35 protein-coding genes and 1 tRNA gene are annotated in these 24,279 nt (G+C 63.9%); 10 read left to right on the top strand and 26 right to left on the bottom strand.

Going from position 1 to position 24,279, the window contains the following annotated elements:
- Nucleotides 1-214 precede the first annotated feature (214 nt).
- From EB231_RS14250 to EB231_RS14220, 7 genes are all read right to left on the bottom strand, one after another.
- Nucleotides 215-1,330 (bottom strand): alkene reductase, encoded by a 1,116-nt coding sequence (locus tag EB231_RS14250; RefSeq protein ID WP_172349359.1) that lies wholly within the window; start codon nt 1,328-1,330, stop codon nt 215-217.
- 44 nt (nt 1,331-1,374) lie between these two features.
- Nucleotides 1,375-1,665, bottom strand: coding sequence for an ArsR/SmtB family transcription factor (locus EB231_RS14245; RefSeq protein ID WP_140774151.1), 291 nt, complete (start codon nt 1,663-1,665; stop codon nt 1,375-1,377).
- 170 nt (nt 1,666-1,835) lie between these two features.
- The gene (locus tag EB231_RS14240) at nt 1,836-2,534 is read right to left on the bottom strand and encodes an RES family NAD+ phosphorylase (RefSeq protein WP_172349358.1); all 699 of its coding nucleotides are present in this window, start codon (nt 2,532-2,534) and stop codon (nt 1,836-1,838) included.
- A complete protein-coding gene (locus tag EB231_RS14235) occupies nt 2,528-2,938 on the bottom strand; it encodes an MbcA/ParS/Xre antitoxin family protein (protein ID WP_140611808.1) in 411 nt (136 codons plus the stop codon). Before EB231_RS14235 ends, EB231_RS14240 begins: the two co-directional genes overlap by 7 nt.
- Before the next feature lie 186 nt (nt 2,939-3,124).
- Nucleotides 3,125-4,558, bottom strand: a complete 1,434-nt coding sequence (locus tag EB231_RS14230) for an aldehyde dehydrogenase family protein (protein WP_172349357.1) — start codon at nt 4,556-4,558, stop codon at nt 3,125-3,127.
- A gap of 181 nt (nt 4,559-4,739) precedes the next feature.
- Nucleotides 4,740-5,123 carry an ACT domain-containing protein gene (locus EB231_RS14225; RefSeq protein ID WP_172349356.1) on the bottom strand — a complete coding sequence of 128 codons (384 nt, stop codon included), beginning with the start codon at nt 5,121-5,123 and terminating at the stop codon, nt 4,740-4,742.
- 26 nt (nt 5,124-5,149) lie between these two features.
- Complete coding sequence (locus EB231_RS14220; RefSeq protein WP_206681935.1) at nt 5,150-5,617, bottom strand: GNAT family N-acetyltransferase; 468 nt, start codon at nt 5,615-5,617, stop codon at nt 5,150-5,152.
- Between the two features lie 359 nt (nt 5,618-5,976).
- Here EB231_RS14220 and EB231_RS14215 point away from each other — a divergent pair, with 359 nt between their 5' ends.
- The 4 genes from EB231_RS14215 (at nt 5,977) to EB231_RS14200 (ending at nt 8,176) form a co-directional block, all read left to right on the top strand.
- A complete protein-coding gene (locus tag EB231_RS14215; RefSeq protein ID WP_172349354.1) occupies nt 5,977-6,354 on the top strand; it encodes an ester cyclase in 378 nt (125 codons plus the stop codon).
- Between the two features lie 75 nt (nt 6,355-6,429).
- A complete protein-coding gene (locus EB231_RS14210) occupies nt 6,430-6,711 on the top strand; it encodes a type II toxin-antitoxin system ParD family antitoxin (protein WP_172349353.1) in 282 nt (93 codons plus the stop codon).
- Nucleotides 6,708-6,908 carry a type II toxin-antitoxin system RelE/ParE family toxin gene (locus EB231_RS14205; RefSeq protein ID WP_246740946.1) on the top strand — a complete coding sequence of 67 codons (201 nt, stop codon included), beginning with the start codon at nt 6,708-6,710 and terminating at the stop codon, nt 6,906-6,908. The genes EB231_RS14210 and EB231_RS14205 overlap by 4 nt, the downstream gene beginning before the upstream one ends.
- Nucleotides 6,909-7,141: 233 nt before the next feature.
- Nucleotides 7,142-8,176: a YeiH family protein gene (locus tag EB231_RS14200; RefSeq protein WP_445299319.1), complete on the top strand. Its 1,035-nt coding sequence runs from the start codon at nt 7,142-7,144 to the stop codon at nt 8,174-8,176.
- On the opposite strand, the gene EB231_RS14195 is transcribed toward EB231_RS14200, so the two are convergent.
- Complete coding sequence (locus EB231_RS14195; protein ID WP_172349351.1) at nt 8,177-8,674, bottom strand: GAF domain-containing protein; 498 nt, start codon at nt 8,672-8,674, stop codon at nt 8,177-8,179. It lies immediately after the preceding gene.
- 77 nt (nt 8,675-8,751) lie between these two features.
- Between EB231_RS14195 and EB231_RS14190 the strand changes: the two genes are divergently transcribed.
- Nucleotides 8,752-9,165 carry an NUDIX hydrolase gene (locus EB231_RS14190; protein ID WP_172349350.1) on the top strand — a complete coding sequence of 138 codons (414 nt, stop codon included), beginning with the start codon at nt 8,752-8,754 and terminating at the stop codon, nt 9,163-9,165.
- 20 nt (nt 9,166-9,185) lie between these two features.
- Here the strand turns inward: EB231_RS14190 and EB231_RS14185 are convergent, their stop codons facing one another.
- The 3 genes from EB231_RS14185 to EB231_RS14175 all read right to left on the bottom strand — a co-directional run bounded on the left by EB231_RS14185 (nt 9,186) and on the right by EB231_RS14175 (nt 11,596).
- Nucleotides 9,186-9,344, bottom strand: a complete 159-nt coding sequence (locus EB231_RS14185; protein WP_019859659.1) for a hypothetical protein — start codon at nt 9,342-9,344, stop codon at nt 9,186-9,188.
- Between the two features lie 148 nt (nt 9,345-9,492).
- Nucleotides 9,493-11,124 carry a chaperonin GroEL gene (gene groL, locus EB231_RS14180; protein ID WP_172349349.1) on the bottom strand — a complete coding sequence of 544 codons (1,632 nt, stop codon included), beginning with the start codon at nt 11,122-11,124 and terminating at the stop codon, nt 9,493-9,495.
- A gap of 106 nt (nt 11,125-11,230) precedes the next feature.
- Nucleotides 11,231-11,596: a co-chaperone GroES gene (locus EB231_RS14175; RefSeq protein WP_172349348.1), complete on the bottom strand. Its 366-nt coding sequence runs from the start codon at nt 11,594-11,596 to the stop codon at nt 11,231-11,233.
- Nucleotides 11,597-11,844: 248 nt separating this feature from the next.
- Between EB231_RS14175 and EB231_RS14170 the strand changes: the two genes are divergently transcribed.
- The gene (locus EB231_RS14170) at nt 11,845-12,099 is read left to right on the top strand and encodes a hypothetical protein (RefSeq protein ID WP_172349347.1); all 255 of its coding nucleotides are present in this window, start codon (nt 11,845-11,847) and stop codon (nt 12,097-12,099) included.
- A complete protein-coding gene (locus EB231_RS14165; RefSeq protein ID WP_172349346.1) occupies nt 12,096-12,362 on the top strand; it encodes a DUF1488 family protein in 267 nt (88 codons plus the stop codon). Before EB231_RS14170 ends, EB231_RS14165 begins: the two co-directional genes overlap by 4 nt.
- 68 nt (nt 12,363-12,430) lie before the next feature.
- Here EB231_RS14165 and EB231_RS14160 read toward each other — a convergent pair whose 3' ends face one another.
- From EB231_RS14160 to EB231_RS14140, 5 genes are all read right to left on the bottom strand, one after another.
- Nucleotides 12,431-12,652, bottom strand: a complete 222-nt coding sequence (locus tag EB231_RS14160; protein WP_172349345.1) for a DUF6500 family protein — start codon at nt 12,650-12,652, stop codon at nt 12,431-12,433.
- Nucleotides 12,653-12,716: 64 nt separating this feature from the next.
- Complete coding sequence (locus tag EB231_RS14155) at nt 12,717-12,908, bottom strand: hypothetical protein (RefSeq protein ID WP_172349344.1); 192 nt, start codon at nt 12,906-12,908, stop codon at nt 12,717-12,719.
- A 5-nt stretch (nt 12,909-12,913) separates the two neighbouring features.
- Nucleotides 12,914-13,156: a hypothetical protein gene (locus tag EB231_RS14150; protein WP_246740945.1), complete on the bottom strand. Its 243-nt coding sequence runs from the start codon at nt 13,154-13,156 to the stop codon at nt 12,914-12,916.
- 153 nt (nt 13,157-13,309) lie between these two features.
- Nucleotides 13,310-13,385: transfer RNA gene (locus tag EB231_RS14145), tRNA-Cys, on the bottom strand.
- Between the two features lie 120 nt (nt 13,386-13,505).
- Nucleotides 13,506-14,273 carry a sulfite exporter TauE/SafE family protein gene (locus EB231_RS14140; protein WP_172349342.1) on the bottom strand — a complete coding sequence of 256 codons (768 nt, stop codon included), beginning with the start codon at nt 14,271-14,273 and terminating at the stop codon, nt 13,506-13,508.
- A gap of 156 nt (nt 14,274-14,429) precedes the next feature.
- On the opposite strand from EB231_RS14140, the gene EB231_RS14135 reads away from it, so the two are divergent.
- Nucleotides 14,430-15,329, top strand: coding sequence for a LysR family transcriptional regulator (locus EB231_RS14135; RefSeq protein WP_172349341.1), 900 nt, complete (start codon nt 14,430-14,432; stop codon nt 15,327-15,329).
- Between the two features lie 3 nt (nt 15,330-15,332).
- Here EB231_RS14135 and EB231_RS14130 read toward each other — a convergent pair whose 3' ends face one another.
- The 8 genes from EB231_RS14130 to EB231_RS14095 all read right to left on the bottom strand — a co-directional run bounded on the left by EB231_RS14130 (nt 15,333) and on the right by EB231_RS14095 (nt 20,242).
- Nucleotides 15,333-16,394, bottom strand: a complete 1,062-nt coding sequence (locus EB231_RS14130) for a diguanylate cyclase domain-containing protein (protein WP_172349340.1) — start codon at nt 16,392-16,394, stop codon at nt 15,333-15,335.
- Between the two features lie 187 nt (nt 16,395-16,581).
- Complete coding sequence (locus EB231_RS14125; RefSeq protein ID WP_172349339.1) at nt 16,582-17,676, bottom strand: acyltransferase family protein; 1,095 nt, start codon at nt 17,674-17,676, stop codon at nt 16,582-16,584.
- A gap of 217 nt (nt 17,677-17,893) precedes the next feature.
- Complete coding sequence (locus EB231_RS14120; protein ID WP_172349338.1) at nt 17,894-18,286, bottom strand: DUF1801 domain-containing protein; 393 nt, start codon at nt 18,284-18,286, stop codon at nt 17,894-17,896.
- A gap of 33 nt (nt 18,287-18,319) precedes the next feature.
- Entirely contained in the window at nt 18,320-18,754 is a 435-nt protein-coding gene (locus EB231_RS14115; protein ID WP_172349337.1) for a DUF1801 domain-containing protein, read from the bottom strand.
- 11 nt (nt 18,755-18,765) lie between these two features.
- Entirely contained in the window at nt 18,766-18,987 is a 222-nt protein-coding gene (locus EB231_RS14110; RefSeq protein ID WP_172349336.1) for a hypothetical protein, read from the bottom strand.
- 40 nt (nt 18,988-19,027) lie between these two features.
- Entirely contained in the window at nt 19,028-19,420 is a 393-nt protein-coding gene (locus tag EB231_RS14105; protein WP_172349335.1) for a VOC family protein, read from the bottom strand.
- Nucleotides 19,421-19,490: 70 nt separating this feature from the next.
- The gene (locus tag EB231_RS14100; RefSeq protein WP_172349334.1) at nt 19,491-19,922 is read right to left on the bottom strand and encodes an SRPBCC family protein; all 432 of its coding nucleotides are present in this window, start codon (nt 19,920-19,922) and stop codon (nt 19,491-19,493) included.
- Nucleotides 19,919-20,242: an ArsR/SmtB family transcription factor gene (locus tag EB231_RS14095; RefSeq protein ID WP_140774176.1), complete on the bottom strand. Its 324-nt coding sequence runs from the start codon at nt 20,240-20,242 to the stop codon at nt 19,919-19,921. Before EB231_RS14095 ends, EB231_RS14100 begins: the two co-directional genes overlap by 4 nt.
- Nucleotides 20,243-20,326: 84 nt before the next feature.
- Here EB231_RS14095 and EB231_RS14090 point away from each other — a divergent pair, with 84 nt between their 5' ends.
- Nucleotides 20,327-21,184, top strand: a complete 858-nt coding sequence (locus EB231_RS14090; RefSeq protein WP_172349333.1) for an NAD(P)H-binding protein — start codon at nt 20,327-20,329, stop codon at nt 21,182-21,184.
- Between the two features lie 211 nt (nt 21,185-21,395).
- On the opposite strand, the gene EB231_RS14085 is transcribed toward EB231_RS14090, so the two are convergent.
- Both EB231_RS14085 and EB231_RS14080 read right to left on the bottom strand, forming a co-directional pair.
- The gene (locus tag EB231_RS14085; RefSeq protein WP_172349332.1) at nt 21,396-22,112 is read right to left on the bottom strand and encodes a gamma-glutamylcyclotransferase; all 717 of its coding nucleotides are present in this window, start codon (nt 22,110-22,112) and stop codon (nt 21,396-21,398) included.
- 270 nt (nt 22,113-22,382) lie between these two features.
- Complete coding sequence (locus EB231_RS14080; protein ID WP_246740944.1) at nt 22,383-23,234, bottom strand: AraC family transcriptional regulator; 852 nt, start codon at nt 23,232-23,234, stop codon at nt 22,383-22,385.
- 178 nt (nt 23,235-23,412) lie between these two features.
- Between EB231_RS14080 and EB231_RS14075 the strand changes: the two genes are divergently transcribed.
- The gene (locus EB231_RS14075) at nt 23,413-24,177 is read left to right on the top strand and encodes a phytanoyl-CoA dioxygenase family protein (RefSeq protein ID WP_056570923.1); all 765 of its coding nucleotides are present in this window, start codon (nt 23,413-23,415) and stop codon (nt 24,175-24,177) included.
- Nucleotides 24,178-24,279: the final 102 nt, after the last annotated feature.

Here is a 24,279-nt window from a genome sequence, read left to right as displayed (position 1 = left end):
CAGGGCACGATGTCGACTTGATCAGGCAAATTCTCTATCGCCGCAAGTCACCGTAAAAAAAGAAATCCGGTCAAGCCAGGCCCAGTTCAATGCCCGTGCCTCTCGGCCGAATGTCAATCCGGCCGCGCATCGGCGCGATGGCGGAGCGGCTCCCCGCATGGGGAGCCGCTACTCTTCTGTTGTGGGCCGGCGAAAGGCCATTGGGATGGGCGGCTCAGGCCGCCGTCGGATAGTCCGTATAGCCCTTGGCATCACCGCCATAGAACGTCGCCTTGTCCGGGGTGTTCAAGTCGGCATTGCGCTTCAGCCGGCTGACGAGGTCGGGATTGGCGATGAACAGCTTGCCGAACGCGACAAGGTCGGCATAGCCGTCGGCGACAGCCTTTTCGGCCAACTCCTTGTCGTAGCCATTGTTCACCAGCCAAGCGCCCGTGCCGCCGGCCTTGCGATAGCTGGCCTTGAGTTCTGCGTAGTCGAACGGCTTGTCGCCCTGGCTGAAATCGCGCGCGCCGCCGGTCGCGCCTTCGACGATATGGACATAGGCCAGGCCGCGGCCGCCCAGGCCTGCCACCGCGTGGTTGAAAAGCGGCTGCGGATCAGCATCCGAAGTGTCGTTGGCGGGCGTCACCGGCGACAGCCTGATCCCGGTCCTGCCGGCACCGACAGCGCCCGTTACCGCGTCGACCACCTCGAACAGGAAGCGCGTCCGGTTCTCGATGGAGCCGCCATAGTCATCGGTGCGATGGTTGGTGCCGGAGCGCAGGAACTGGTCGATGAGATAGCCATTGGCGCCATGAATCTCGACGCCGTCAAAACCCGCCACCTCGATCGCCGCCTTGGCGGCGCGGCGAAAATCATCGACGATGCCGGGGAGTTCGGCCGCATCGAGCGCGCGCGGCTCGGAGGTCTCGACGAACTCACCGCTGCCATCGGGCTTGACCAGGAAAGTCTTGGAGTTCGCCCTGATCGCGGACGGCGCCACCGGTTTGCCGCCGCCGGGCTGCAACGCGGTGTGCGAGATGCGTCCCACATGCCAGAGCTGGACCACGATCTTGCCGCCGGCTCTATGGACGGCATCGGTGACGCGCTTCCAGCCGGCAAGCTGATCCGCGCCATAGAGGCCGGGCACGTCGGCGTACCCCTGGCCCTGATGGCTGATGGCGGTGGCCTCCGTCACGATCAGGCCGGCCGTGGCGCGCTGGCTGTAGTAGGTCACCGACAGGTCGCCGGGCACCGCATTGGGCGAGCGATTGCGCGTCAGCGGCGCCATGACGATGCGGTTCGCCAGCGCCAGGTCGCCGACCCGCAGGGGATCAAAAAGGGTAGCCATGAGAAATGCCTTTCATGCATTCGGGGAGGAAGCGGGGAGGATCGTCAGAGATCGGACAAGGCGGCCTGAAAGGCGGCGATGGTTTCTTCGTTGCGCTTGTAGAACACCCATTGGCCGACCCGCCGCGTGGTGACGAGGCCGGCCGACGCAAGCGTCGCCAGATGCGCCGACACGGTGGACTGCGCCAGGCCGCAACGTTCGAACTGGCTGGCGCAGACGCCCATTTCGAGCGGATGCTCCTGCGCGGTGAAGTGCTTTTCAGGCTCCTTCAGCCACGCCAGGACATCGCGTCGAACCGGATGCGCCAGCGCCTTCAATATGATGTCGCGGTCCATCTTCACCTCGCATCGATCTCCACCGATATATAGATCGGGTGGAGGCGATATGGCAGGAAATCCATGCCATTATTTGCTGCAATCACAGCATGTTGATCTCCGGCCAGGGCACGAAACCGGAAATGGCGCCGCCGGGCGCCGGCCGCCGCGGCGAACGCGCCGCCATCCCATCAGGTGACCGCCAGCACCTTGCCCGTATCGTGCTGGCGCACGAAATCCACACGCTTGCCATCCCAGTGGTAGCTGTAGTGCCGGCCCTGCACCGGGACCGGAATGACGTCGGGCCAGAAAATGCCGATGCATTGCCCGTCCGGCATGCGCACGCTGTTCCACACCAGCCCGTCGCTGCCTTGCGCCCGCAGCGCCTGCCCTTCCGCCTGCGAGGCGGTGTAATCGTCCGGGTCGAGCACGCCGGGCACGGCGTTGACGTCATCGAGGTCGCGGTCGACGCTGCCGATCAGCACGCGAAAGTCAGCCGTCCAGCCCGGATCCTCCTTGGTGGCGCGCATGAAATTCTGGTGATGGTGGATGGTTTCGGCCAGCGCCACATCCTCGCTGTCGCCGGCATAATAGAGGCCATAGCTGCCATCGGAGAAGCGGCCCGGCCGCAGCGTCGAACAATGCACGAAGGGCGCCATGACGAAGCTGGCGCCGGGACCGGACACCCGCCTGGCCGCCGCCACCTTGCCGAGGTCGCCGATCTCCAGCCGGATGCGCGGGTTGGTCTTCTCCTCGACGGACGCCAGCGCCTCCCAATCGCGCGGATCGGCAATGTCCTCGAACAGGTCGATCGGCGGATGGATGGAGCGGATGATGCGAAAAGTCTGGTGCCAGTGGACGCGGCGCCGGACCGCGAACCCACTCACCATGCACCACGCTCCGCATCGAGCCATTCGCGCATGGCGGCAAGGTCGGAGATTTCGCCGCGCAGCATCAGGTCGAGCGCCGACTGGCCGCCGAAAGTGGCATTGGGCTTTCGGATCCAGGCATAACCGCGCGCCGGCTCGGTGAAGAGATAGCGCAAGCCTTTGTGGATGCCCATCAGATGCGCCATGCGGGTGCGCAGGTCGCGGTCGATCCGCCCGATGCCGCCTTCCTTCCAGCGTGCCCAGGTGCGTGCGGACATCCCGCCGAGCAGGATGCAGGCCTCCAGATCGGTCAGGTTCCACGCTTTGAACAGATTGACCGTGGTGCGCGCCAGGGCGCCCGCCTCCTCATCCGAGATGGCGCTGCCGACCGTGGCCGGCGTTGTGACGATGGACTGAAGCTGCATGTTGCTCACCCTGCTATTGGCAGAGATATAGCATGCATTTGCCAATTGGCAAGAAGAAGAGAGAGATACGCCACGCAATCGCTTCGTTTCGAACGCGTGACGAGAACCTAAATTGCCACGGCAATCAACTCCACCGCACCATGTAGGAAGGTCAGCGCGCCGCATAAGCGGCGCGCTGGCTCGGCGTTATTCCGCCGCCTCGTACCCCGCGATGCCCTTGATCTCGAGGAAATCCTCAAGTCCGTATTCGGCGTATTCGCGGCCATTGCCCGACTGCTTGTAGCCGCCGAAGGGCAGGCCGGCGTCCCAGGTCGGGTAGTTGATGTAGACGTTGCCGGAACGCATGCGCGCCGCCACGTCGCGGGCCTTCTGGATGTCCTTGGCCTGGATGTAGGAGGCAAGGCCGTAGACGGTGTCGTTGGCCTGCTCGACCGCCTGTTCGACCGTGTCATAGGGCAGGATCGCCAGCACCGGGCCGAAGATCTCTTCGCGCGCGATGCGCATGTCGTGGGTGACGTCGGCGAACACGGTCGGCCTGATATAGTAGCCGCGGTTGAGTTCGGCCGGGCGGCCGGGGCCGCCGGCGACCAGCGTCGCGCCCTCGTCGATGCCGCTCTGGATCAGGTCCTGGATCTTGTCGAACTGGACCTGGCTGACGACAGGGCCAAGCTTGGTGTTGGCGCCGTCGGCCGGGCCGACCACGAACTTTTCGGCTGCCGCCTTGGCATAGCCCGCCGCCTCGTCGTGACGCTCGCGCGGCACGAACATGCGGGTCGGCGCGTTGCAGGACTGGCCGCTGTTGCCGAAGCAGCCGGCGACGCCCTTGGTGACCGCGGTGGCGAGGTCGACATCCGGAAACAGGATGTTGGCCGACTTGCCGCCAAGCTCCTGGTGCACGCGCTTGACCGTGTCGGCGGCGGCCTTGGCCACCAATATGCCGGCCCGGGTCGAACCGGTGAACGACATCATGTCCACGTCGGGGTGGCTGGACAGTGCCTGGCCAACGCCAGGGCCATCGCCGTTGACGAGGTTGAACACGCCCTTCGGCACGCCCGCCTCGTCGATGATCTCGGCGAAGATGATGGCGTCGAGCGGCGCGATTTCGGACGGCTTCAGCACCATGGTGCAGCCTGCGGCGAGCGCGGGGCCGACCTTGCAGGTGATCTGGTTCAGCGGCCAGTTCCACGGCGTGATCAGGCCGACGACGCCGATAGGCTCCTTGACGATCAGCGCGCTGCCCTTGACGTGGCGAAACTGGAAGGTCTTCAGCGTCTCGGCCATCTTCTGCAGATGTGCAAGGCCAACGCCAACCTGGCTGTCGAGCGCCATCTGGCGCGGCGCGCCCATCTCGCGCGATACGGCGAGCGCCAGGTCCTTGGAGCGCTTCTTGTAGACCTCGATGACGCGGTTCAGGATGTCGAGCCGCTCTTCGACCGAGGTGAAGCCGAATGTATTGAAGGCGCGCTTGGCGGCGGCCACCGCCTTGTCGACATCGGCCTTGGAGCCGAGCGAGATCTGCGCGAAGGCATCCTCGTTCGAGGGATCGATGACATCGAGCGTCTTGGGCACGACAGGATCGACCCACGCGCCGTCGATATAGAACTGCAGATTGTGTGACATGGTTTTCTCCTTGGGGGTGCCGCAGGGCCGTTCCGGCCGTGATATCCAGCTAGAAATAACGATGCACAAACGCCGCTGTCAAACGCAACCCCCGAAGCGGTTGAGCCAGCACGCCAGTGATTGAGCCAGACGCTTTGGCGCAGCGGACCTGACCGTTTTCGATGGCAGAGGTCGGGATGAATTACAGCAGCGTATGTCCCGCCTCGCCCAACAGCCTTCTCGCCGCTTCCTGATCCGCCGCTTTCACCAGCAGATGATCGCCGTCGAAGGTGGATACCACGAAGATGCCCAGCCCGTTTTCCGACAGCGGCCGGATGACCGACAACACGATGCCGGTTTCGTCGAAAGCAAAGGGCCCCTGCAATTTGATGGCGACCCATTCTCCGTCCTGCCTGACACTATCCGGAACGCGATCTTGCAGGCAGACGACCGAGAGCTCGTCGTCGGTCCTGGTGATGCTGACGAAGCCCGGTCCGTCCGCCCAAGCGGGAATGCCGTCGCCCGCCTCGAGCCGCGAGATCACGTAAAGCCCGGGAAGTTGCTTCAATTTGATCCTGGCAGCCATTGTCGGTCTCGTTCTTCCGATCGCCGCTATCGTATCAATTTCTTGCTCATATAGACCGTCATGCCGCCCATGAATGGCTCCTCCCGGTCGATCACATAGCCGTGCCATTTGTACAACGACACATTGGCGGCGAAAGCACCATTGGTCAGCAGACGCAGCTCCGGGCGACCGGCTTCGAGCGCCTTCCGTTCGGCCCGCTCCAGCAACAGCCGGCCGATGCCCCTGCCCTGCGCCCGTGGCGCCACGCAGACATTCTCGATCCACAGGTGGTCGTCGGCCAGCACGGTTTCGATCATGCCGACGACGCGGCCGTCCGCGATTGCAAGATCGAACGGATGCTCGGCAACGGCCTTGTCGTAATCGGCGCGCATGGGCAGCGGCTCGCGGCCGATCACCGGCACCCATTTGGCATAGGCTGATCGCACGATGTCCCTGATCGCGGCAGCGTCAGCGGGCTCGGCCGGCCGAAACCGGATGGAATTATTCGTCATCACAAGACTCCAGACATGAAAAACCCCGCCGGCGTTGTCGCGGGCGGGGCTGGAAACGAACGAACCGGATTTATTGTGCCGGGTTTTGTCGTCGCGCATTCAGCTTGCCGCTCCGTGCTGGGCGGCGGCGTCGCTGGGTGTTGGTGGGCGCGAGGGCGAACATGGGGGCCAAGCTGGAACAGGAAGCGTACGACTGTCAAGGCCGGCCGAACGTATGGCGGCGACCACTCAATTGCCAAGGTCGGCAGCGCCAGCGTCCGGGGAAGGTGACGGGCAAATTCGAAATCCGAAGCGCTCCATCTGGACTGTCCCCACGGTCGTTCTATCTTCCTGCCGGATCTGACGAACCCGGAGCCGTTGCCGTGACCCAAACCGACCTCTATCGAGGCTATATCGACTGCCTCAACAACCAGGATTGGCAAAGGCTGCATCGCTTCGTCCATGACGAGGTGCACTATAATGGCGACCGGGTCGGCCTGTCAGGCTACCGCGCCATGCTGGAACGGGATTTCCGGGAAATTCCGGACCTCTATTTCGACGTCCAGCTGCTGATTGCCGAGCCACCCTTCATCGCTAGCCGCCTTCAGTTCAACTGCACGCCGAAGGGGACCTTTTTCGGCTTGCCCATCAACGGCAAAAAGGTCTCGTTCAGCGAGAACGTGTTTTATGAGTATCTGGATGACCGGATCAGGAACGTGTGGTCGGTCATCGACAAGGCGGCGATCGAAGCGCAGATTTGATTTCGGGTGCGATGAATGTCTCCTCCTTGCAGCTGGTGGTAACTTGCCTACCTTGTGTCGCAGGAGAAGACACAGATGGCCAATGTCGAGAAAGTGAGCGTTGCCCTCACCCCTGAAATGGCAAGCATGATGCGGGAGGTCGTTGCGGCGGGCGAATACGCCTCGGCGAGCGAAGTCATGCGTGAGGCGCTGCGCGAATGGAAATTTCGCCGGATGCAGCGTGATCAGGCTGTCGACGAATTGGGCCGGCTTTGGGATGAAGGTATGGCAAGCGGTAACGCCGTCGACGGTGGCGAAGCCTTCGCTCGGATCAAAAGCAAGCTCGATGCCAGGATCGCCGAGCGCACGTCGCGATGACACTGCGCCTACGGCCGGAAGCCGAAGCGGATATCGAAGCCATCGCGCTCTATATCGCCGAGGATAGTCCCTCGGCGGCACTGCGCTGGTATGACGAAATCCATGCCCATTGCCAGCGCATCGCCGAAATGCCGGGAATGGGTGTTGCCCGGCCGGACGTGCGAGCGGGCTTGCGCACATTCCCTGCGGGAAACTAACTGATCCTCTATCGCCAGATCGACGACGGTGCCGAGATCGTGCGCGTGATTCATGGCGCGCGTCGGTGGCAGGAATTGTTGTAGCCGGACGACCGTTCGTAAAAATCGATCATTCTAACCATAACAATTCGTTGGAAAGATCGAATATGAAATGGCATTCCTCCGGCATACCCGCCTGGAGAATTGCATTGTCTTCCGCCGCCCGCATCGCGAACGATATTCCGAAAAGCCTGATGCCTGCCGATCTGGCCGCCGGCCGCAAGCGCCTCGATTCGATGTGGAACGGCATCATCCCCGGCATCGTGCTGGTGGCAATGATCACGGCGGTCGCCTTCTCGGCGCACGATGTCTCCGGCTTTGCCCTGTTCAGCCCGATGATCCTGGCCGTCGTTGCCGGCATGATCTATTCCAACGTGCTCGGCACACCTGCCCACGCCAGGGCCGGTATCGCCTTCTCGCAAAAGCGCCTGCTGCGCTTCGCCATCGTGCTTCTCGGCTTCCAGCTGACGCTCGGCCAGGTCGTTTCGATCGGCGCCGGCGGCGTCGGCATCGTGGCGGCCACGCTTGGCGCCACCTTCCTCTTCACCATCACGCTCGGCCGGCTGATCGGCGTCGACCGGAAGCTGGCGCAACTGATCGCCGCCGGCACCTCGATCTGCGGCGCCTCGGCCATCGTCGCAACCAACATCGTCACCGATGCGCGCGACGAGGACGTGACCTACGCCGTCGCCTCGATCACGCTGTTCGGCACCGTCGCCATGCTCGGCTTCCCGCTCTTGGCGCCGCTGCTCGGCCTCGACCAGCACGCTTTCGGCCTGTGGGCCGGCGCGTCCATCCATGAGGTGGCGCAGGTCATCGGCGCCGGCTTCCAGAACGGCACCCAGTCCGGCGAAATCGCCACCGTGGCCAAGCTCACCCGCGTCGCCATGCTGGCGCCGATGGTCATCGCGCTCGGCCTGATGGCGCGCGGCAAGACGAGCAGCGGCCAGTCAGGCGATCAATCCGGGGCGCGCCCGCCCATGCCATGGTTCGTCGCCGCCTTCGTCGCCGTCGTGGCACTGAACAGCCTGGTCACCGTGCCCGCCGAAGTGAAGTCGGCAATAGTGCTCGCCACCACCATCATGCTGACCATGGGGCTCGCCGCCATGGGCCTGCAGGCCGACATCTCGCAACTGCGCTCGCGCGGCCTGCGTCCGCTGGCGCTGGCCTTCTCGGCCTTCCTGTTCATCGGCGGATTCAGCCTGATGCTGGTGAAGTTTGTAGGCTGATCAATCCTCGAACGAACTCGCAGCCGCATAGATCGCTGCCAGCTTCTCGATACCCGCCTGGTCGGCCTGATCGAACCTTCCGGGCAGCGGGCTGTCGAGATCGAGCACGCCGAAGACGCCTTCATCGTCTTCGAGCAGCACGACCAGTTCCGAGCGTGAATCCGCGTCACAGGCAATGTGGCCGGGGAAATCGTGCACGTCCTTGATCAGCATGGAGGTGCCGAGTTCGACCGCCGTTCCGCACACACCCTTGCCGACCGCGATGCGCACGCAGGCCGGCTTGCCCTGGAAGGGCCCGAGCACCAGTTCCTCGTCCGAGGCCAGGAAATAGAAGCCCGCCCAGTTAAGGTCGGGCACCATCTGGAAGATCAGCGCCGCGGTGTTGGCGGCATTGGCGATCGAGTCGCTTTCGCCTTCGAGCAGCGCCTTCAGTTGAGCGGCGAGGTCGCGGTAGAACGCGGCCTTGTCCGTGGTGTCGATGGCCTTGGCCGCAAACATGGCTTGTCTCCGAACTGAGAATCGCGGTTCCGTTTCCGCAAGCTCTCTGCACCAAACGACCACCGGACGACATTAGCGTGAATCCCACCCCCGGCGAAAGCCGCAAGATCAGGATTGCCGCCGCCATCATCGCGGATGCTTCTGGCAGGCTGCTTCTGGTGCGCAAGCGCGCCACCAGCGCCTTCATGCAGCCCGGTGGCAAGATCGAGCCGCATGAGGCGCCGGTCGATGCGCTGGTGCGCGAATTGGGCGAGGAGCTTGGCCTGGTGATCGACCCCGCCACGGCCGTGCCGCTCGGCCTGTTCCGCGCCAAGGCCGCCAATGAACCGGACAGCACGGTCGAGGCGGAGCTGTTCGCGGTCTCGATCGAGAGCCAGCCGATACCGGGCGCCGAGATCGAGGAGATGATCTGGCTCGCCCCGGGATCAGCCAACGGCATCGAACTCGCGCCGCTCACCCGCGACGTGGTGTTGAGGTTGAGCGGAACGTAGCGGCCCCGCCACCGCGACGCTTACATCGGGCGCTTGGGTTCGCCCTTTTGTGGCGTTGCCGTGTCGGAATCGGATTTCTTGTGCTTGTCGGCGGCAATCCTGCGGATGCGGTCGAAGCGGCTTTCCTCGGTGGTTTCGGTCGTGACGACCGTCTGTGGCTTCTGCGCGAACACGATCATGGATCGATCTCCTGGGCTAGAGGCCTGCGCGCCGGGAGAGAATCCCCCGGCGGTAGTCTTCCCGGCTCAGAGAAGAGCCGACTTGTCGAGATTCAGGTCAGGTCGAAGGGCGGCTTCCATGAAGCCGCCTTTGCAGCCGGCTGAATCCTTAGTAGCCGCCCATGGCGCCGCCGCCACCACCCGCCGGTGCGGCATCCTTGGCCGGAATGTCGGTGATCATGGCTTCGGCGGTGATCAGCAAGGCCGCGATCGAGCCGGCATCCTGCAGCGCGGTGCGCACCACTTTCGCCGGATCGACGATACCGGCCTTGATCATGTCGACATAGGTCTCGTTCTGGGCGTCAAAGCCCTGATTGTGATCCTTGCTGTCGGTGAGCTTGCCGACGACGATCGAGCCTTCGACGCCGGAATTCTCGGCGATCTGGCGGATCGGCGCCTCGAGCGCGCGCAGCACGATCGAGATGCCTGCCGTCACATCGTCATTGGCGCCGGTCAGGCCGGCAAGCGCCGACCGGGCACGCAGCAATGCCACGCCGCCGCCGGGCACGATGCCTTCTTCGACCGCCGCGCGCGTCGCGTTCAGCGCGTCGTCGATGCGGTCCTTCTTTTCCTTGACTTCCGACTCGGTGACGCCGCCGACGCGGATCACAGCAACGCCGCCCGACAGCTTGGCCAGCCGCTCCTGCAGCTTTTCCTTGTCGTAGTCGGAGGTGGTCTCCTCGATCTGGCCCTTGATCTGGGCGACGCGCGCCTGGATCGTCGCCTTGGTGCCGGCGCCGTCGATGATCGTCGTGGTGTCCTTCTCGATCAGCACGCGCTTGGCGCGGCCGAGCATCTCGATGGTGACGTTCTCGAGCTTGATGCCGAGATCCTCTGATATCATCTGGCCTGCGGTCAGCACCGCGATGTCTTCCAGCATTGCCTTGCGGCGATCGCCGAAGCCCGGCGCCTTGACGGCAGCGACCTTGAGGCCGCCGCGCAGCTTGTTGACGACCAGCGTGGCGAGCGCCTCGCCTTCGACGTCTTCCGAAATGATCAGCAGCGGCCTGCCGCTCTGCACCACCGCTTCGAGGATCGGCAGCATCGCCTGCAGATTGCCGAGCTTCTTTTCGTGGATGAGAATATAGGGCTCTTCCAGTTCGACGCGCATCTTGTCGGCATTGGTGACGAAATACGGCGAGAGATAGCCGCGGTCGAACTGCATGCCCTCGACGACGTCGAGTTCGGTTTCGGCGGTCTTGGCTTCCTCGACGGTGATGACGCCGTCATTGCCGACCTTGTCCATCGCCTTGGCGATCATCTCGCCGACGGTCGCGTCGCCATTGGCGGCGATGGTGCCGACCTGAGCGATCTCGGCCGACGACTTGACCTTCTTGGCCTTCGACTTGATTTCCCCGACGACGGCGGCAACCGCCTGGTCGATGCCGCGCTTCAAGTCCATCGGGTTCATGCCGGCGGCAACGAGCTTGGCGCCTTCGCGCAGGATCGAGGCGGCCAGCACGGTTGCCGTGGTGGTGCCGTCACCGGCAAGGTCGTTGGTCTTCGAGGCCACTTCGCGCACCATCTGCGCGCCCATGTTCTCGAACTTGTCGGCGAGCTCGATCTCCTTGGCGACGGTGACGCCGTCCTTGGTGATGCGCGGCGCGCCATAGGCCTTGTCGATGATGACGTTGCGGCCCTTGGGGCCGAGCGTGACCTTCACCGCATTGGTGAGAATCTCGACGCCGCGCAGCATGCGGTCACGCGCGTCGGTTGAGAATTTGATTTCCTTGGCAGACATTGTTGTTATCCAGTTCGTATTTGGAGTGGATCAGTCGCCGCGCGGTACGCGCAGCGCTGTCGTCGCTTAAGTCTTGCAGCGTCCCGAAGGACACGCGATGCACTGATCAGGCGGCTTTCTTGGCGGCCACGGTCTTCGCGGGCACGGTCTTGGCGGCACCGGTTTTCTCGGTGGCCGTCTCGCTCTTGTCGATGACGCCCATAATGTCGGCTTCCTTCATGATCAGAAGGTCCTCGCCGTCGATCTTGACTTCGGTGCCCGACCATTTGCCGAACAGGATCAGGTCGCCTGCCTTCACGTCGAGCGGAACAAGCGCGCCGTTTTCGTCGCGGGCGCCGGGGCCGACAGCGATGACTTCGCCTTCCTGTGGCTTTTCCTTGGCATTGTCGGGAATGATGATGCCGCCCTTGGATTTGGTGTCGCCTTCGGCGCGCCGGATGACGACGCGGTCGTGGAGTGGCCGAAACTTCATGAAAACTTCCTTCTGGGGCCAGCATAGGCGGCCCATTCCCATCATATAGGCGCATTGGCACTCGATAGATAGGAGTGCCAAAAATTATTCGGGGTGCCGGTTAAATATATAAAAGTATTATTTCGGCCCGGCATTTCGTGATATCGGCAAGGCGCCAAATAATTCAAAAAATTGAATTTTGCCGGTCGAGTGCCTATTTATCGGACAAGTTCATTTTCACGATTTCAAACCCAAGGGAGATTTGTTCGATGGCCGACGGCAATCAGACGATCATGGAAAAAGCTGAAGCTCGCTTTGTCGACAAGCAGAAGAAGACGGCCGAGCGCAACAAGGCAACCGCCGAGTATATGTCCGAGGCGAAGGCCAGGGAGATCAAGACGGCCAAGCTCAGGATTTTGCGACTGGCCAAGGAAGAAGCCGACCGGGTCGCCGAAGCCCTGAACCCGACGCCGAAGAAGAAGCGGGCGACCAAGAAGGCCGCCGCAACGGAGGTCAAGACATGAGCCTCACCTTCCCCAACCGCAGCCGCAGCTATGACGAAGCCGGCAAACGCATCCGTTTCGTCGGCCATGACGGCATGTTCCAGATTTCCTTTTCCGTCGCCGCCGACGCCATGACCCGGATGCAGCCGGCGACCGCGGCCAACGAGGCCGGCTACCTCGCTACGTTCGACACCGAGAGCAGCGCCATCCGCGACGTGGCGGCCAAGGCCTATGACCGCACCCGCAAGAGCATGTATGTGCTGACGGCCGCCGACTTCGGCTGATCAGCCTACGTGCATGTCGCTCAGGAGTGGTCTCGGTTTTGAGACAACGACATGCATGGAAACGAAGACTAAGAGTCCATGTCCTCGACCATCTTCCGTATCTTCTCGGCCTTTTCGAAATGGTCGAGGCGGTGGGTTCTGATCCACCATTCCGCTGCTTCCATCAGCAGTTCGGGGTCATCGTTCCTGTTGGCGAAAAACGCGTAGAACGACACGCCGACGGCGGGCCCTTTCTCGGAGATCTTGCGGTCGCAGACCGCCAGTATCTTTTGCCTCAGGCTCGCTCTCACGGGAATCCTCTGGTTTTGTTTGGGCGGGGTTTTGGTCCGCCCTTTGAGCCGGCGGCCGGAGCGTTCAATCCTTGCGCTCCGCCCTCTCCCGGCGCTTGATGTCGCGGACATTCATCTGATCGAGCATGACGTTGGCGTCGCGCGGGTTCATACCGACCATTACTCTTTGCCTGACCTCGACCGGCTGGCCGGTGAAGACATCGATGATGGCCCAGCTCTGGGGCAAGTCCATGCGCAGCGCGTATCGATTTGCCATTCTGCTCATCCCTGCATCATGAAAAACACCGCGCCCAGGACCAGCATCGTCCAGGCAATCACCGACAGCTTCAGCGCCATCCCGCCATGCGTGGCGACAGCCTCGCGCAAGCGCGACACGATGCCTGCCGAAGCGGCCGGCGCCGCCTTGACGACGACGGGTGGCTTGGTGCCAAGTTTTCCAAAGACGGGCAGCAGCGACGGTTCACGCACGAAAATGACCTCGAATGTCGGGGAAAATCGGAGCAAGCATGCCCGCCCCCTTGCCATAGCACTCTTTTGGCGAGCGCCCTGCATGCCAAATTCAAATAAATGGTTTTAAGCTCGCCCCTCGCCTTCACGGCCGGAACGCGCAAATCGGCCGCGATAAGGTCCGGCGCAGGGTCTCTTCTAAGTGATTTTTGGAGGCCTCGCCTCGGGATCGAACCGAGGCTTCAGAGATTTGCAGTCTCCAGCGTCGCCGCTCCGCCACGAGGCCATCGCGGTCGACCTAACCGGCAAATGCTTGCGGAAAAGTTAAGCGCGGAGCGCGTTCTGTTGGCACGTTGCAAAATGCCTCCCCGCATCGTCATGAACCACTTTTCGGGAGCGGAGCCGCTCACCGGCCGAGGATGGAATCCAGCACGGGAAGGCTGACGATCGAAGCCATGGCGATAAGCCCGTAACAGGCCCAGCGATAACCGCGCTCGCTCGTGCGGCCGAACAGATGCGAGCCGAGATAGAGGCCAAATCCATAAAACGGGCCTGTCACCAGCGCCAGGGCAAGGACGGGCAGCGTGATCAGTCCTCCGGCGAGATAGCTGGCCGCGGTCAGCGCGCTCAACAGGGCGAAATACAAGATGATGTTGGCGCGCACGATCTCGCCATTGCCGCCCCCGCCCAGCCAATAGGCCACGACCGGCGGACCGCCGACCTGGGCTGCGCCCGAGAAGAAGCCGGCGAGCCCGCCGACGCCGACCGTCAGCGGTGTCGCAAGACGGCCATGATAGCGCCAGCCCGACATCAACAGGCCAAGCAGCAGCACCACCAGGGCCACGATGCACCAGCGCAGCGCCAGCGGGTCCATCCGCGTCAGCGCATAGGTGCCGAGCGGCACGCCGAGCAGAGCGCCGAGCGTCATCGTGCCGACGCTCGGCCGGTCAGCCAGCAGCCAGCCGCGCGGCAGCAGGCCAAGGGCGGCGACCGCGTCGATGATCAAGAGCAGCGGCGCCGTCGATTTCGGCCCGATAATCGAGCTTGCCAGCGGCATGAAGATCAGCGCCGCGCCGAAGCCGGAAAAGCCGCGCGCGAAGCCGGCGATTAAAGCCACCGCCAGCAGGAACAGCACCGCGCCGCCTGAGTGGCCTGGGACAGACAGATCGGCCATGCTCATATCCGATCGCAGCCGCAGGCTGGGTACTTCATTGTGCGCCGAAAATCGTGGGCGAGGATCACGTCGTCTCTCTCCGATGATGGACACAGCGACCTTAACGCAGCATTCTCGCAGCTTCATGCTGAAACATCGCCGTACAGAGCTGCAAAAATGCACGACATCGACTGGAATGACCTGCGCTACGTGCTGGCGCTAACCCGTGAAGGGTCCTTCGCCGCCGCCGGTCGCCGACTCGGGCTGGATCCGACGACGGTGGCGCGGCGCCTGCGGGCGATAGAGCGGGCGCTCGGCGCGCGCCTGTTCGAACGCGGCGCCGAAGGCGAAATGCGGCCGACGCAGGCCGGCGAGGTCGCGGCCAGCCGGGCCGAAACCATCGAGGCCGAGATCGGCGGGCTGGCGCTGGCGGTCAAGGGCGCCGACGGCGAGATCAGCGGCACGGTGCGGCTCACCGCCGTGCCCATCCTGATCAACCGGGTGCTGATCCCCGCTGTTCCCGACCTTGTCGCCCGCCATCCGGGATTGCGGCTGGAACTGGTCGCCGACCCGCACGACGTCAGCCTGACCCGTCGCGAGGCGGACATTGCGCTGCGGCTCGCCCGGCCAGGCGCGGAGACCGGCGGCCGGATCATCGCCAGGCGCATCGGCACGCTCGCCTATGCCGCCTACGCGGCGAGCAATCGCTCGGCGCCCGACTTGCCCGGCCAGAGCATTGACCTGCCCTGGCTGACCTACGAGGACGGCATGGCACATCTGCCGCAGGCGCGCTGGATCGCCGGCGTCGCCCGCAAGGATGGCCATGCCCCGCTTGTCGTCAACGATGCCGAACCGCTGGTGCAAGCGATCCTCGCCGGCCTTGGCCGCTCGCTGCTGCCCTGCATTGCCGCCGATCACATCGCCGGGCTAACACGCATGCCGCAGGACGGCCATCCATTCCCGGCGCGCGAATTGTGGCTGCTGACACATCCCGATCTGCGCCACCTCGCCCGCATCGCAGCGGTCGCCGCATGGATCGAAGCAACGATCCAGCGACTCGAGACCAGGAAGGCCTAGTGGTTATGCCGCGGCGCTGCGGCCTTTCGCGCCGGCTTCCGCCTTGAAGATGCGGAACGTGTTGCGGCCCGCCGCCTTGGCGGCGTAGAGCGCCGTGTCGGCCTGCGCGAACAGGTCGCAAGGCGAGCCTGCCCCGGCAAACGCGATCCCGACCGAGGCGCCGAGCCTCGGCGACTGGCCGCGGATCGCGACCGGCCTGCCCATCGCCTCGATGATGTCGCGCGCCACGCCGGAGACGGCACCGCGGTCGAGATGCGACCCGAGCAGCACCGCGAATTCGTCGCCGCCGACACGCGCCACCAATTCCGCCTCGCCGCATCCGCCGGCGAGGCGCTCGGCCGCCGCCTTCAGGCACTCGTCGCCGATGACGTGGCCGAACGTGTCGTTGACCGCCTTGAAGCCGTCGAGGTCGATCAAAAGCAGCGCGCCGAGCGGACGTGCTTCGTCCGCATGCGCCAGCCGCGCCTGGAACCGGGCGCGGTTGGCAAGCCCGGTCATGGCGTCGAATTCGGCGAGATAGCGCATCCGGTCCGACAGGATCTTTTCCTCGGTGATGTCTTGCTTCATGCCGAAGATGCGCACCGGCACGCCGGCTTCGCATTCGACGCTCGCGGTGATACGGATCCAGCGGCTATGTCCCGCGAAAGTGGTGATCTCGGCGTCGAGGGTAAAACCGCTGCGTTCGGCAATGGCCTGGCTGCGCAAACTGTCCAACGCCTTGCGCGACTCCGCCGGATAGCACTTGATGATTTCGCTTCGATCAAGCGCGGCGCCGCGCGGCAGATCGAACAGATCATAGATCACATCGGTCCAGGTCAGCCGCTCGTCGGGCAGGCTGCATTCCCAAACGCCGATGCGCGCCGCGACCGACGCCCGGTCGAAGATCTTGCGGCCGTGCGCCAGCGAAACCTGCTGCGTGGCGATCAGCGCGGCCTGCGCGGCGAGTTCCGCCTTGAGCCTGGCGATGGTTGCGGCATCGCGGCGCTGTTCGTCGGCGCTGCCTTGCCCCACCCGCTTGCCGGGCTGCGAGGCCGGGCCTTTCGGGGTGTATGATGTATCGGGCATGGAGAAACTCCTGGCGGGCGACCACCATGACGCAACAGCCCTTAAGACTTCGCTGACAAGCCGTGAGGCTCCTCGCCCCATGGGAGTGGCCACGGCATGCACACATTTCAGCAGCGGGTCTTTGGCGATAGCGTGCATGGCAGGGTGGCTGCGGGGACGGCTGAGGCGAGCCTTCCCGCTCTCACGACTATGTCCGGCTTGATTGGGCGGCGGTGGCAGGCAGCGCCGTCTTCGATGCCGCTTGCGGCGCGCTGCTGTCGACATGCGCCCAGGCCGGCCGCTCGAACAGGAACATGCCGAAGCCGACGCGCTGGATGACGAGGTAGAGCACGACAGGGCTGATGATCGAGACCAGCAGCACCGCCAGGCTGAGCATGCCCGTGTCGGTCAGCAGGCCGCTTGCGAGCGCGGCGCCGCGGAAGAGCGACATCGGGATGGTGAAGGCGACATAGACGACCAGCGAATGTTCGCCGAGCCAGCGCAGCCATTCCATGGCGGCAAATTGCGACAGGAAGCCGCCAAGAACGCAAAGCGCCACGGCGCCCGCGACGGCCAGAGTGAGATGCAGCGGCGGCCATGCCGCCAGGCCCATCTGCATGCCGACCGGCTGCATGGCATAGCCCGGCGAATAGACGAGCAGACCGTTGACGACAGCCCACAACGCAAGGCCGGCGACTGCCAGCATCGGGCGGGGTTGCGTCCACTCGACGAGCCGGAACACCAACGGTGCCAGCACGAAACCGAGATAGAAGAACACGAAATAGGCCGCGAATTGTTCAAGCGCATAGCTGTCTGGATGCGGCGCCCACATCTGCAGGCCGGCAGCGACCGGGATGACGATCCAGGCCGGCACGCGAAATTGCCGCAAGAGCTTCGCGACAAGGCCGAACACCGCCAGCATGTAGATGAACCACAGCACGCCATAGGGCTGGACGACGGCCATTGCGAGGTCGTGCAGCATGCCGCCGGGATCCCGGCTGAAGATGCCGATCTTCAGTCCGATCGAGATGATCGCCCACAGCACGTAGAAATAGAGATAGTGGACGACGCGCCGGTCGACATAGCGCCGCCACGGCCGGTCGATCACCTGCGACAGGAACAGTCCGGAGATCAGGAAGAATTCCGGCATGCGGAACGGCGTCGCGAAGCCGATGACATAGTGCAGGAAGCCGACACCGCCCGTGTACTCGCCGGTGTTGTAGGCCGAATACATCATGACCACGAGGATGATCGAGAGGCCTTTGGCCGTGTCCACCCACGGCATGCGCATCGGGCTGTTCATGGCAAATCCATCCGGGGCCGGCCACCCGGCCAGCCATCATTCCGAGATGTCTAGCACCATCAAGCTTCCCAGATCGTAAACGCGGCTGGCTTTGTGGAGTGGCTGGCTGGCGTTGCTCCAGCCCCTCTCGCCCCGTTTACGGAGGAGATGTCTGGTGGGACAGTGAGAGGCGGCGCCGACGTTGACATTTATGCGTAGTGGCGATGACGCAGCAGAATTACTTTCGACCCTTCGACTTGTTCAGCGCCACGGCGGAGCGCACCAGCGCCTTGAAAGCCCCTTCGTCAACCTCTTCGCCCTTCTGAAAATCAATAGCCCGCCTCGTGTTGCCTTCGAGGCTGGAATTGAACAGGCGCGAGGGGTCGGGCAGCGCCGCCCCCTTGGCGAAGGTCAGCTTGACGACGCTCTTGTAGGTCTCGCCGGTACAGATCATGCCGTCATGCTCCCACACCGGAACCCCGCGCCATTTCCACGTCTCGACCACATCGGGATCGGCTTGATGGATGAGCGCGCGCAGCCGGCCGAGCATCTCGCCGCGCCAGTCGCCGAGTTCCGTGATCCTGCCGTCGATCAGTTCGGAGGGGGATTTGCTCTCCTGCGATCCGGTCATGCCGTTCTCCTCAAAAAATGAACAATAGCGCGCTCACATGCGCTCGCCAGGCAAGTGGCTGGCCTGCTTCACCCAGGCGCTGAACTGCGCCTCGTCGAACGGATCGTCCTCATGGATGTCGAGGTAGCGCGTGTCACGGCTTTTGGATTCGCCCTGCGGTACCGGATCCAGCGACATGCCGCGAAAGAAAGCCACCTTGATGTATGCTGTGAAGCAATGGAAGCTGAGGAACCAACCCTCGCCTTCGATGCCATAGAACGGCGAGTTCCATTTGACGGCCTTGTACACGCCGGGCACGGCGCGCGCGATGAGCATGTCGAGGCGCCCGCCCATCGCGCGCTTCCAGCCCGGCATGGCTGCGATATAGGCCTGCACCGGGGCATCGCCATAGCCCTTGGCGATCTGCGGGTTGCCGCCGGAAAGCAGCTTCGGCTCAACGTTTGCCGCGGGCCTGTTCGGTTTTGCCATGCCTTCCCTTCCTAGCCGTTGACGCGCTGCACGCCGCGTCCCTTCGCAATGTAGGGCAGCACGAACATATAGAGGCCGCTGAACAGCATAAGAAAAAGCGGCGGCAGTGGCGAATAGACCACCCAGGCCGGCGGTTGCCCAAACGCCATGGTGGCGAAATTGGCGACGACGGTTACGGTGAAGACGATCGACAACCAGCGATGCGCCTGCCTGATCCATTTGCTCCAGTCCAATTTTACCTCCCGTGGAAAGACGCGTGAAACCAGTCGGGCGCTACCAACGCGCCAGCTCCGTGATCTGGATGAGATTGCCGCAGCCGTCGTTCAGCTTGGCGATGGTCGAGCCGGTCACTTCGGTCGGGACCATGGCGAACGTGCCGCCGCGCGCCTTGATGCGCTCATGATCGCCCTTGACGTCGTCGGTGAAGAACATCACCGCCGGCTGGCCCTGCTCGAACATCGCCTGCTGATAGGCTTTGGCCGCCGGATTGTCGTTGAGCGCCAGCTGCAGTTCGGTGCCCTCGGGTTCGTCAGGCGAGGCGACCGTCAGCCAGCGGAACGGCCCATTGCTGAAATCGGCCTTCTTGGTCAGGCCCAGCACACCGGTGTAGAAGGCAAGCGCCTTGTCCTGGTCGTCGACATGGATGCTGGTCAGTTTGATCTTCATCGTCTTTCTCCATAGGTTTTGCTGGCGGCAAGCCGCCCTGTTTGGTCAGGCATAAGGTTCAATCGGCCGGTCAGTCCGTCCGGTCGAGAAGCTGTTCCAGCTTCTCGAAAAACTGCGGCCAGCCGGTTCTTGCGCCGCCATAGGCGCGCCGCTGATCGGGGCGGAAGCCGGATTGTTCCATGCGCAGATGCGTTCCGGTTGGCGTAGGGGTGAGCGTGAAAGTCACCACGCTCCTGAGATCGAACGCCGGATCCTGGTGCGCGAGGTTCCAGCTGTAGGACAGCGTCTTGTTCGGCTCGACGGCCAGCACCTCGCAGTCCAGCACGCCGCCCCAATCGGCGCTGATGTTGAAGCGGTGGCCGACAGCGGGCTTGAAATCGTTCTTCATCAGCCACTCCTCGATCAGGTGCGGTTGCGTCAGCGCGCGCCAGAGTTTTTCCGGCGGATGGGAAATCTCCCGCTCGACGACGACAGTGCGGTTTTGCTGAGCACTATCGTTCACTGGTCCATCCTTTTGAGCAAATCCTCGAGATCGTCGAACCGGCTCTCCCAGAACCCGGCCATCTGACGCGTCCAGTCCATCAGCGGCGCCAGCGCGCCAAGCTGCGCGCTGTAATGCGTCTGGCGCCCTTCATGGCGGTCGCGCACCAGACCGGCCTGCTTGAGCACGCCGAGATGCTTCGACACCGCCGGCTGCGAGACCCCGGACTGGCTCGTCAGCGCCCCCACCGTCTGCTCGCCCTGGCGGCACAGCCGTTCGAAGATCGCCCGCCTGGTCGGGTCCGCGAGTGTCCTGAAGAGCATGTCATGAGCGTCCGGCATGTCGGATCGATAACCCGTTGGCTATTGGTTGACGTATAACCACAGGGATATATGTTCGTCAAGAGCGAGATTGGAGCGGCAGGAATGATCCTCGTCACCGGAGCCACCGGCCATGTCGGATGCGCCGTCGTCTCGAGGCTGGTGTCATCAGGCCATGAGGTCGCCGCGCTGGTCCGCAAGCCTGAGGCCGCGCAAGGGCGCCTGCCCCGGGAAACAGCGCTGCGCGTCGGTGACTACGAGGATGTCTCCTCTCTGAAGGCGGCCTTCGCCGGCATCGACGCACTGGTCCTGATTTCAAGCGATGGCGATGCGGACACGGTCATGCGCCATCACGCCAACGCCATCGAGGCAGCAAGGGCGGCGTCTGTCAGCCACATCACCTTCACCAGCATCGTCGATATCGGTGAATCCTCGCCTTTCTACTACGCACCGGCCTACCGCGACGCGGAGCGCCGGCTGGCCGCCCTGCCCTCGACCATCCTGCGCTGCGGCCTCTACAGCGACTTCATCCTCGACACCTGGCTGGCGCCAGCCTCGGGGGAATTGGTGCTGCCTGCCGGACAGGGCCTGGTTGCGCCTGTCTCGCGCGGTGACGTTGCGGCGGCCATCACGGCGGTGGCGGCCAGACCGGGCGCCGCCCGCGCCCTTTACACGATCACCGGAGACCAGACGCTGGACTTTGACGAGATCGCCGCCTGTTATGGCGAGGCGACAGGACAGCCCCTGCGCTATCGTCGCTGCTCCCTCGACGATTACCTGGCCTCCGCGTCGGCACGCCTCGACGCCCCCTGGCCGCAGGCCTTCGCCACTTTATGCGCCTCGATCGCCGAGGGCCGCTATGCCTCGACCTCCAGCGATTTCACCAGGCTTACGGGTATGCCGCCGGAAAGCTTTCGGGATTTCCTGGTTCGGGTATCGCTTGGAAGGCCGGCGGACGGCTAGCCGGCGGTACCGTTATTCTGGTCGGTTGGGGACCTGCCGGCAGGCAACACCGTGGAGATTAGCCGAGGCCTTCCCAACTTCGTCATCCACGGGCGGAGCAAGGAGCGAAGCGACGCGGCGCAGACCCGAGGATGACGACTCGGCGGATGTTTCCGCCCATCGCCAGCGCAGGCGATGCGTCAGCGCGAGCGACTGGTTCCGCACAGAGCCACTAGACCCCGGCATGCACTCGCCCGATCTCCTGCGCCACCAGTTCCTGCAACTGCCACAGATTGCGGTCGCGGATCCCGCAGGCGTCGAGGTGGCGGATCGTCTCGAACAGATATTGCGCGCCCGAGCCCCAATGGCCGACGGCCCTCGCCAAAGTCGCGGCGACCGCCTTCTTGTCGAGCTTGCCGGCATAGCGCGGATTGGCGGGATCGACGACGAAGCCCAGCGCCCGGCTCGCCCCGCCTTCCGTACCGACCCGCAGCCAGCGCGGCACGTTGACGGCGGGCAGGATGGTCATCTCGCGGCGCAGCAGCGCTTCCAGATTGGCCGCGACCGGCTCGGCGATCTCGAACACCATGCCCTGGCACTGGCCGCCGCGGTCGAGCGCCATCATCAGGCCGGGCTGCTCGAGCGTGCCGCGAAAGCGCTGCACCGTGAAACAGAACGACCGGTGCCAGCCCCGCGCCACTGCACGCTCGCCTCCCCTGACCTCGCCGGCCGGCTTCCACAGCAGCGAGCCATAGGCGAACAGCTTCAGCGGTCCAGGCGGTGCCGAGGCCAGGATCTCGTCGCGAAACCGCGCATAGTCGGCGTCCAGCATATGGACCATGCCCGGCGTCGGCCCGGCATCCTCGACCACGCGCATGGTGCGCGCGACGAGTTCCTCGGTCAGCGCCATCTGCGATTTGCGCGGTGCGATGGAAGTCGGCTTGTTCATGTTCGTCATGTTGCTGAAGGCAGAGGGATTCTCAAGGGCCAGAGCGTCTCGGGCGCCGACTCAGAATCTGAGCGGGCGCGCCCAAGCGCTTGAAAAGACTCGGCGCACAGCATTGGAATTGGCCGAAGCCTCCTCGCGTTCGTCATCCACGGGCGGAGCAGGAGCGCAGCGACGCAGCGCAGACCCGAGGATGACGAAGCGACGAGCGTTGCCGCTAACTACCAAGGCATGCTGCCACTCAGAGCAAGCCAACCACCTCAATGCAGGGGATCACCGCCCCGGCGCCGCGCTCAACTCGCTGCGCCGCCAGGCGGCCGGCGAAATGCCCACGGAGCGCTTGAACTCGCGCCCGAAATGATAGACGTCGCAGAAGCCACAGGCTTCCGCCACTTCGGTCAGCGGCTGATCACCCTGCACCAGCAGCGATTGCGCCTGCATCAGCCGCTCGCGCATCAGCCATTGGTGCGGACTGGTGCGCAGATGTTTCTGGAACAGCCGCCGCACCTGCGAGGCGCCCAGACCGGTGACGGCGGCAAGGTCGGATGCCGCCCACGCAAAACCGGGTTCGGCGCGCATGGCGTCGAGCGCCGAGGCAAGCGGCTTAGGCAGATCGTCATTGCCGGCGCCGTTCACCGCGCGGTCGACCAGAAGCAGGAACTCGGCGACCAGTTGGTTCAGTCGCAGGTCGAGACCGGCGTCGCGCCGACGCAGCGCCGAAAACAGCCGCTCGAACCATGGCGCCGGGCTGGTGGCTTCGGTGAAGGCGGTGCGCAACACGCCCTCGCCGAACAGCTTGCGCCGCAGGATCGCCGGATCCGGACCGTCGAGCCGGAACCACAGCAGCGTCCACGGTTCGTCCGGATCGGCGCAATGCACATGCGGCGCCTCGTTGGCCATCCACACCAGCTGGTGAGCGCGCACGTCCAGCCGCTGCCCAAGCGTCTCGACATGGCCCCTCCCCGACAGGCAGTAGAGGATGTCCTGGCCGGGATAGACCGGCCGTTCTATGCGGTAATCGCGCGCCGCCGCCACCTTGCCGGCGCGCAGCACGCTGAAGGCCGTGCGCGTCCAGCCTGCGGCCGGCACATAGTGGAAACTCTCGAAAACATCCGTCTTGTTCATATGCGCGTTTTATACAAAACAAGCGTCTTGCTGTCCATTTTGTTCGCCGCCCAGCGTCGCTATGGTTGCCCGCATGAGGTCGGGGATTTCTGCGGGCTTTTTACCGAGAACCCCAGTTTCACGGGTTTTCCCGGCGCCCTGCGCCGCTGATGGCCCGACAGTCCAGGGAGGCAAGACGATGCTGGCGATGACGAGGAAAGAGGCGGAAGACTACGCCCGTGATGGCTATATTATCCGCAGGGGACTGCTCAGCGTGGCGGAAGTGGAGGATTTTCGCGACCATGCCCGCGCGCAGTTGGAAGCGGAAAACAAGAATGGCGCCGTGATGGCCAAGGGCGACAAGGAGGGCAAGACCACCCTTCTGAAGATGTGGACCAAGGCCGAGGACGACAAATACGGGCTGCTCGCCCGCGACGAGCGCATGGTCGATCTGGCGGAAGACGCCGTCGGCAAGCCGATCTACCTCTACAGCCACAAGATGACGATGAAGCAGCCCAATGAGGGCGGCGCCTGGGAATGGCACCAGGATTTCGGCTATTGGTACAATTACGGCTGCCTGGCGCCGGAGATGATGAGCATCTATGTCGCGCTCGACAAGGCAACCCGCGAGAATGGCTGCCTGCAGGTGCTGAAGGGCACGCACAAGCTCGGCCGCCTCAATCATATCCGCGAGAACGACCAGACCAATGTCGAGCAGGAACATCTGGAAGCAGCACTCAAGCGCTACGAGCACATCTATGTCGAGATGGAAGCCGGCGACGCGCTGATCTTCGACGGCAATCTCCTGCACCGCTCCGATGCCAACCGCTCCGACACCTATCGCTGGGGCTACATCTGCTCCTACAACGCCGTCGAGAACGCGCCGTTCAAGAAGGTTCGCGAATACGGGAATTTCGACGAGCTGCGCAAGGTGCCTGCCGGTTCGTTCCGCCAGGCGTCCTGACGCCGGAAAAATACCGGCATGGGCGGCGACGCCCACGCCATGGTCATGATCCCCGGAGCCGCGCACGGCTCACCGAAAGATCATGGCTGAACAGGGAGATAG

The organism is Mesorhizobium sp. NZP2298 (assembly GCF_013170825.1).
In the GTDB taxonomy this organism is placed as follows: Bacteria; Pseudomonadota; Alphaproteobacteria; order Rhizobiales; family Rhizobiaceae; genus Mesorhizobium.
This window is presented reverse-complemented; position numbering and strand designations above follow the sequence as displayed.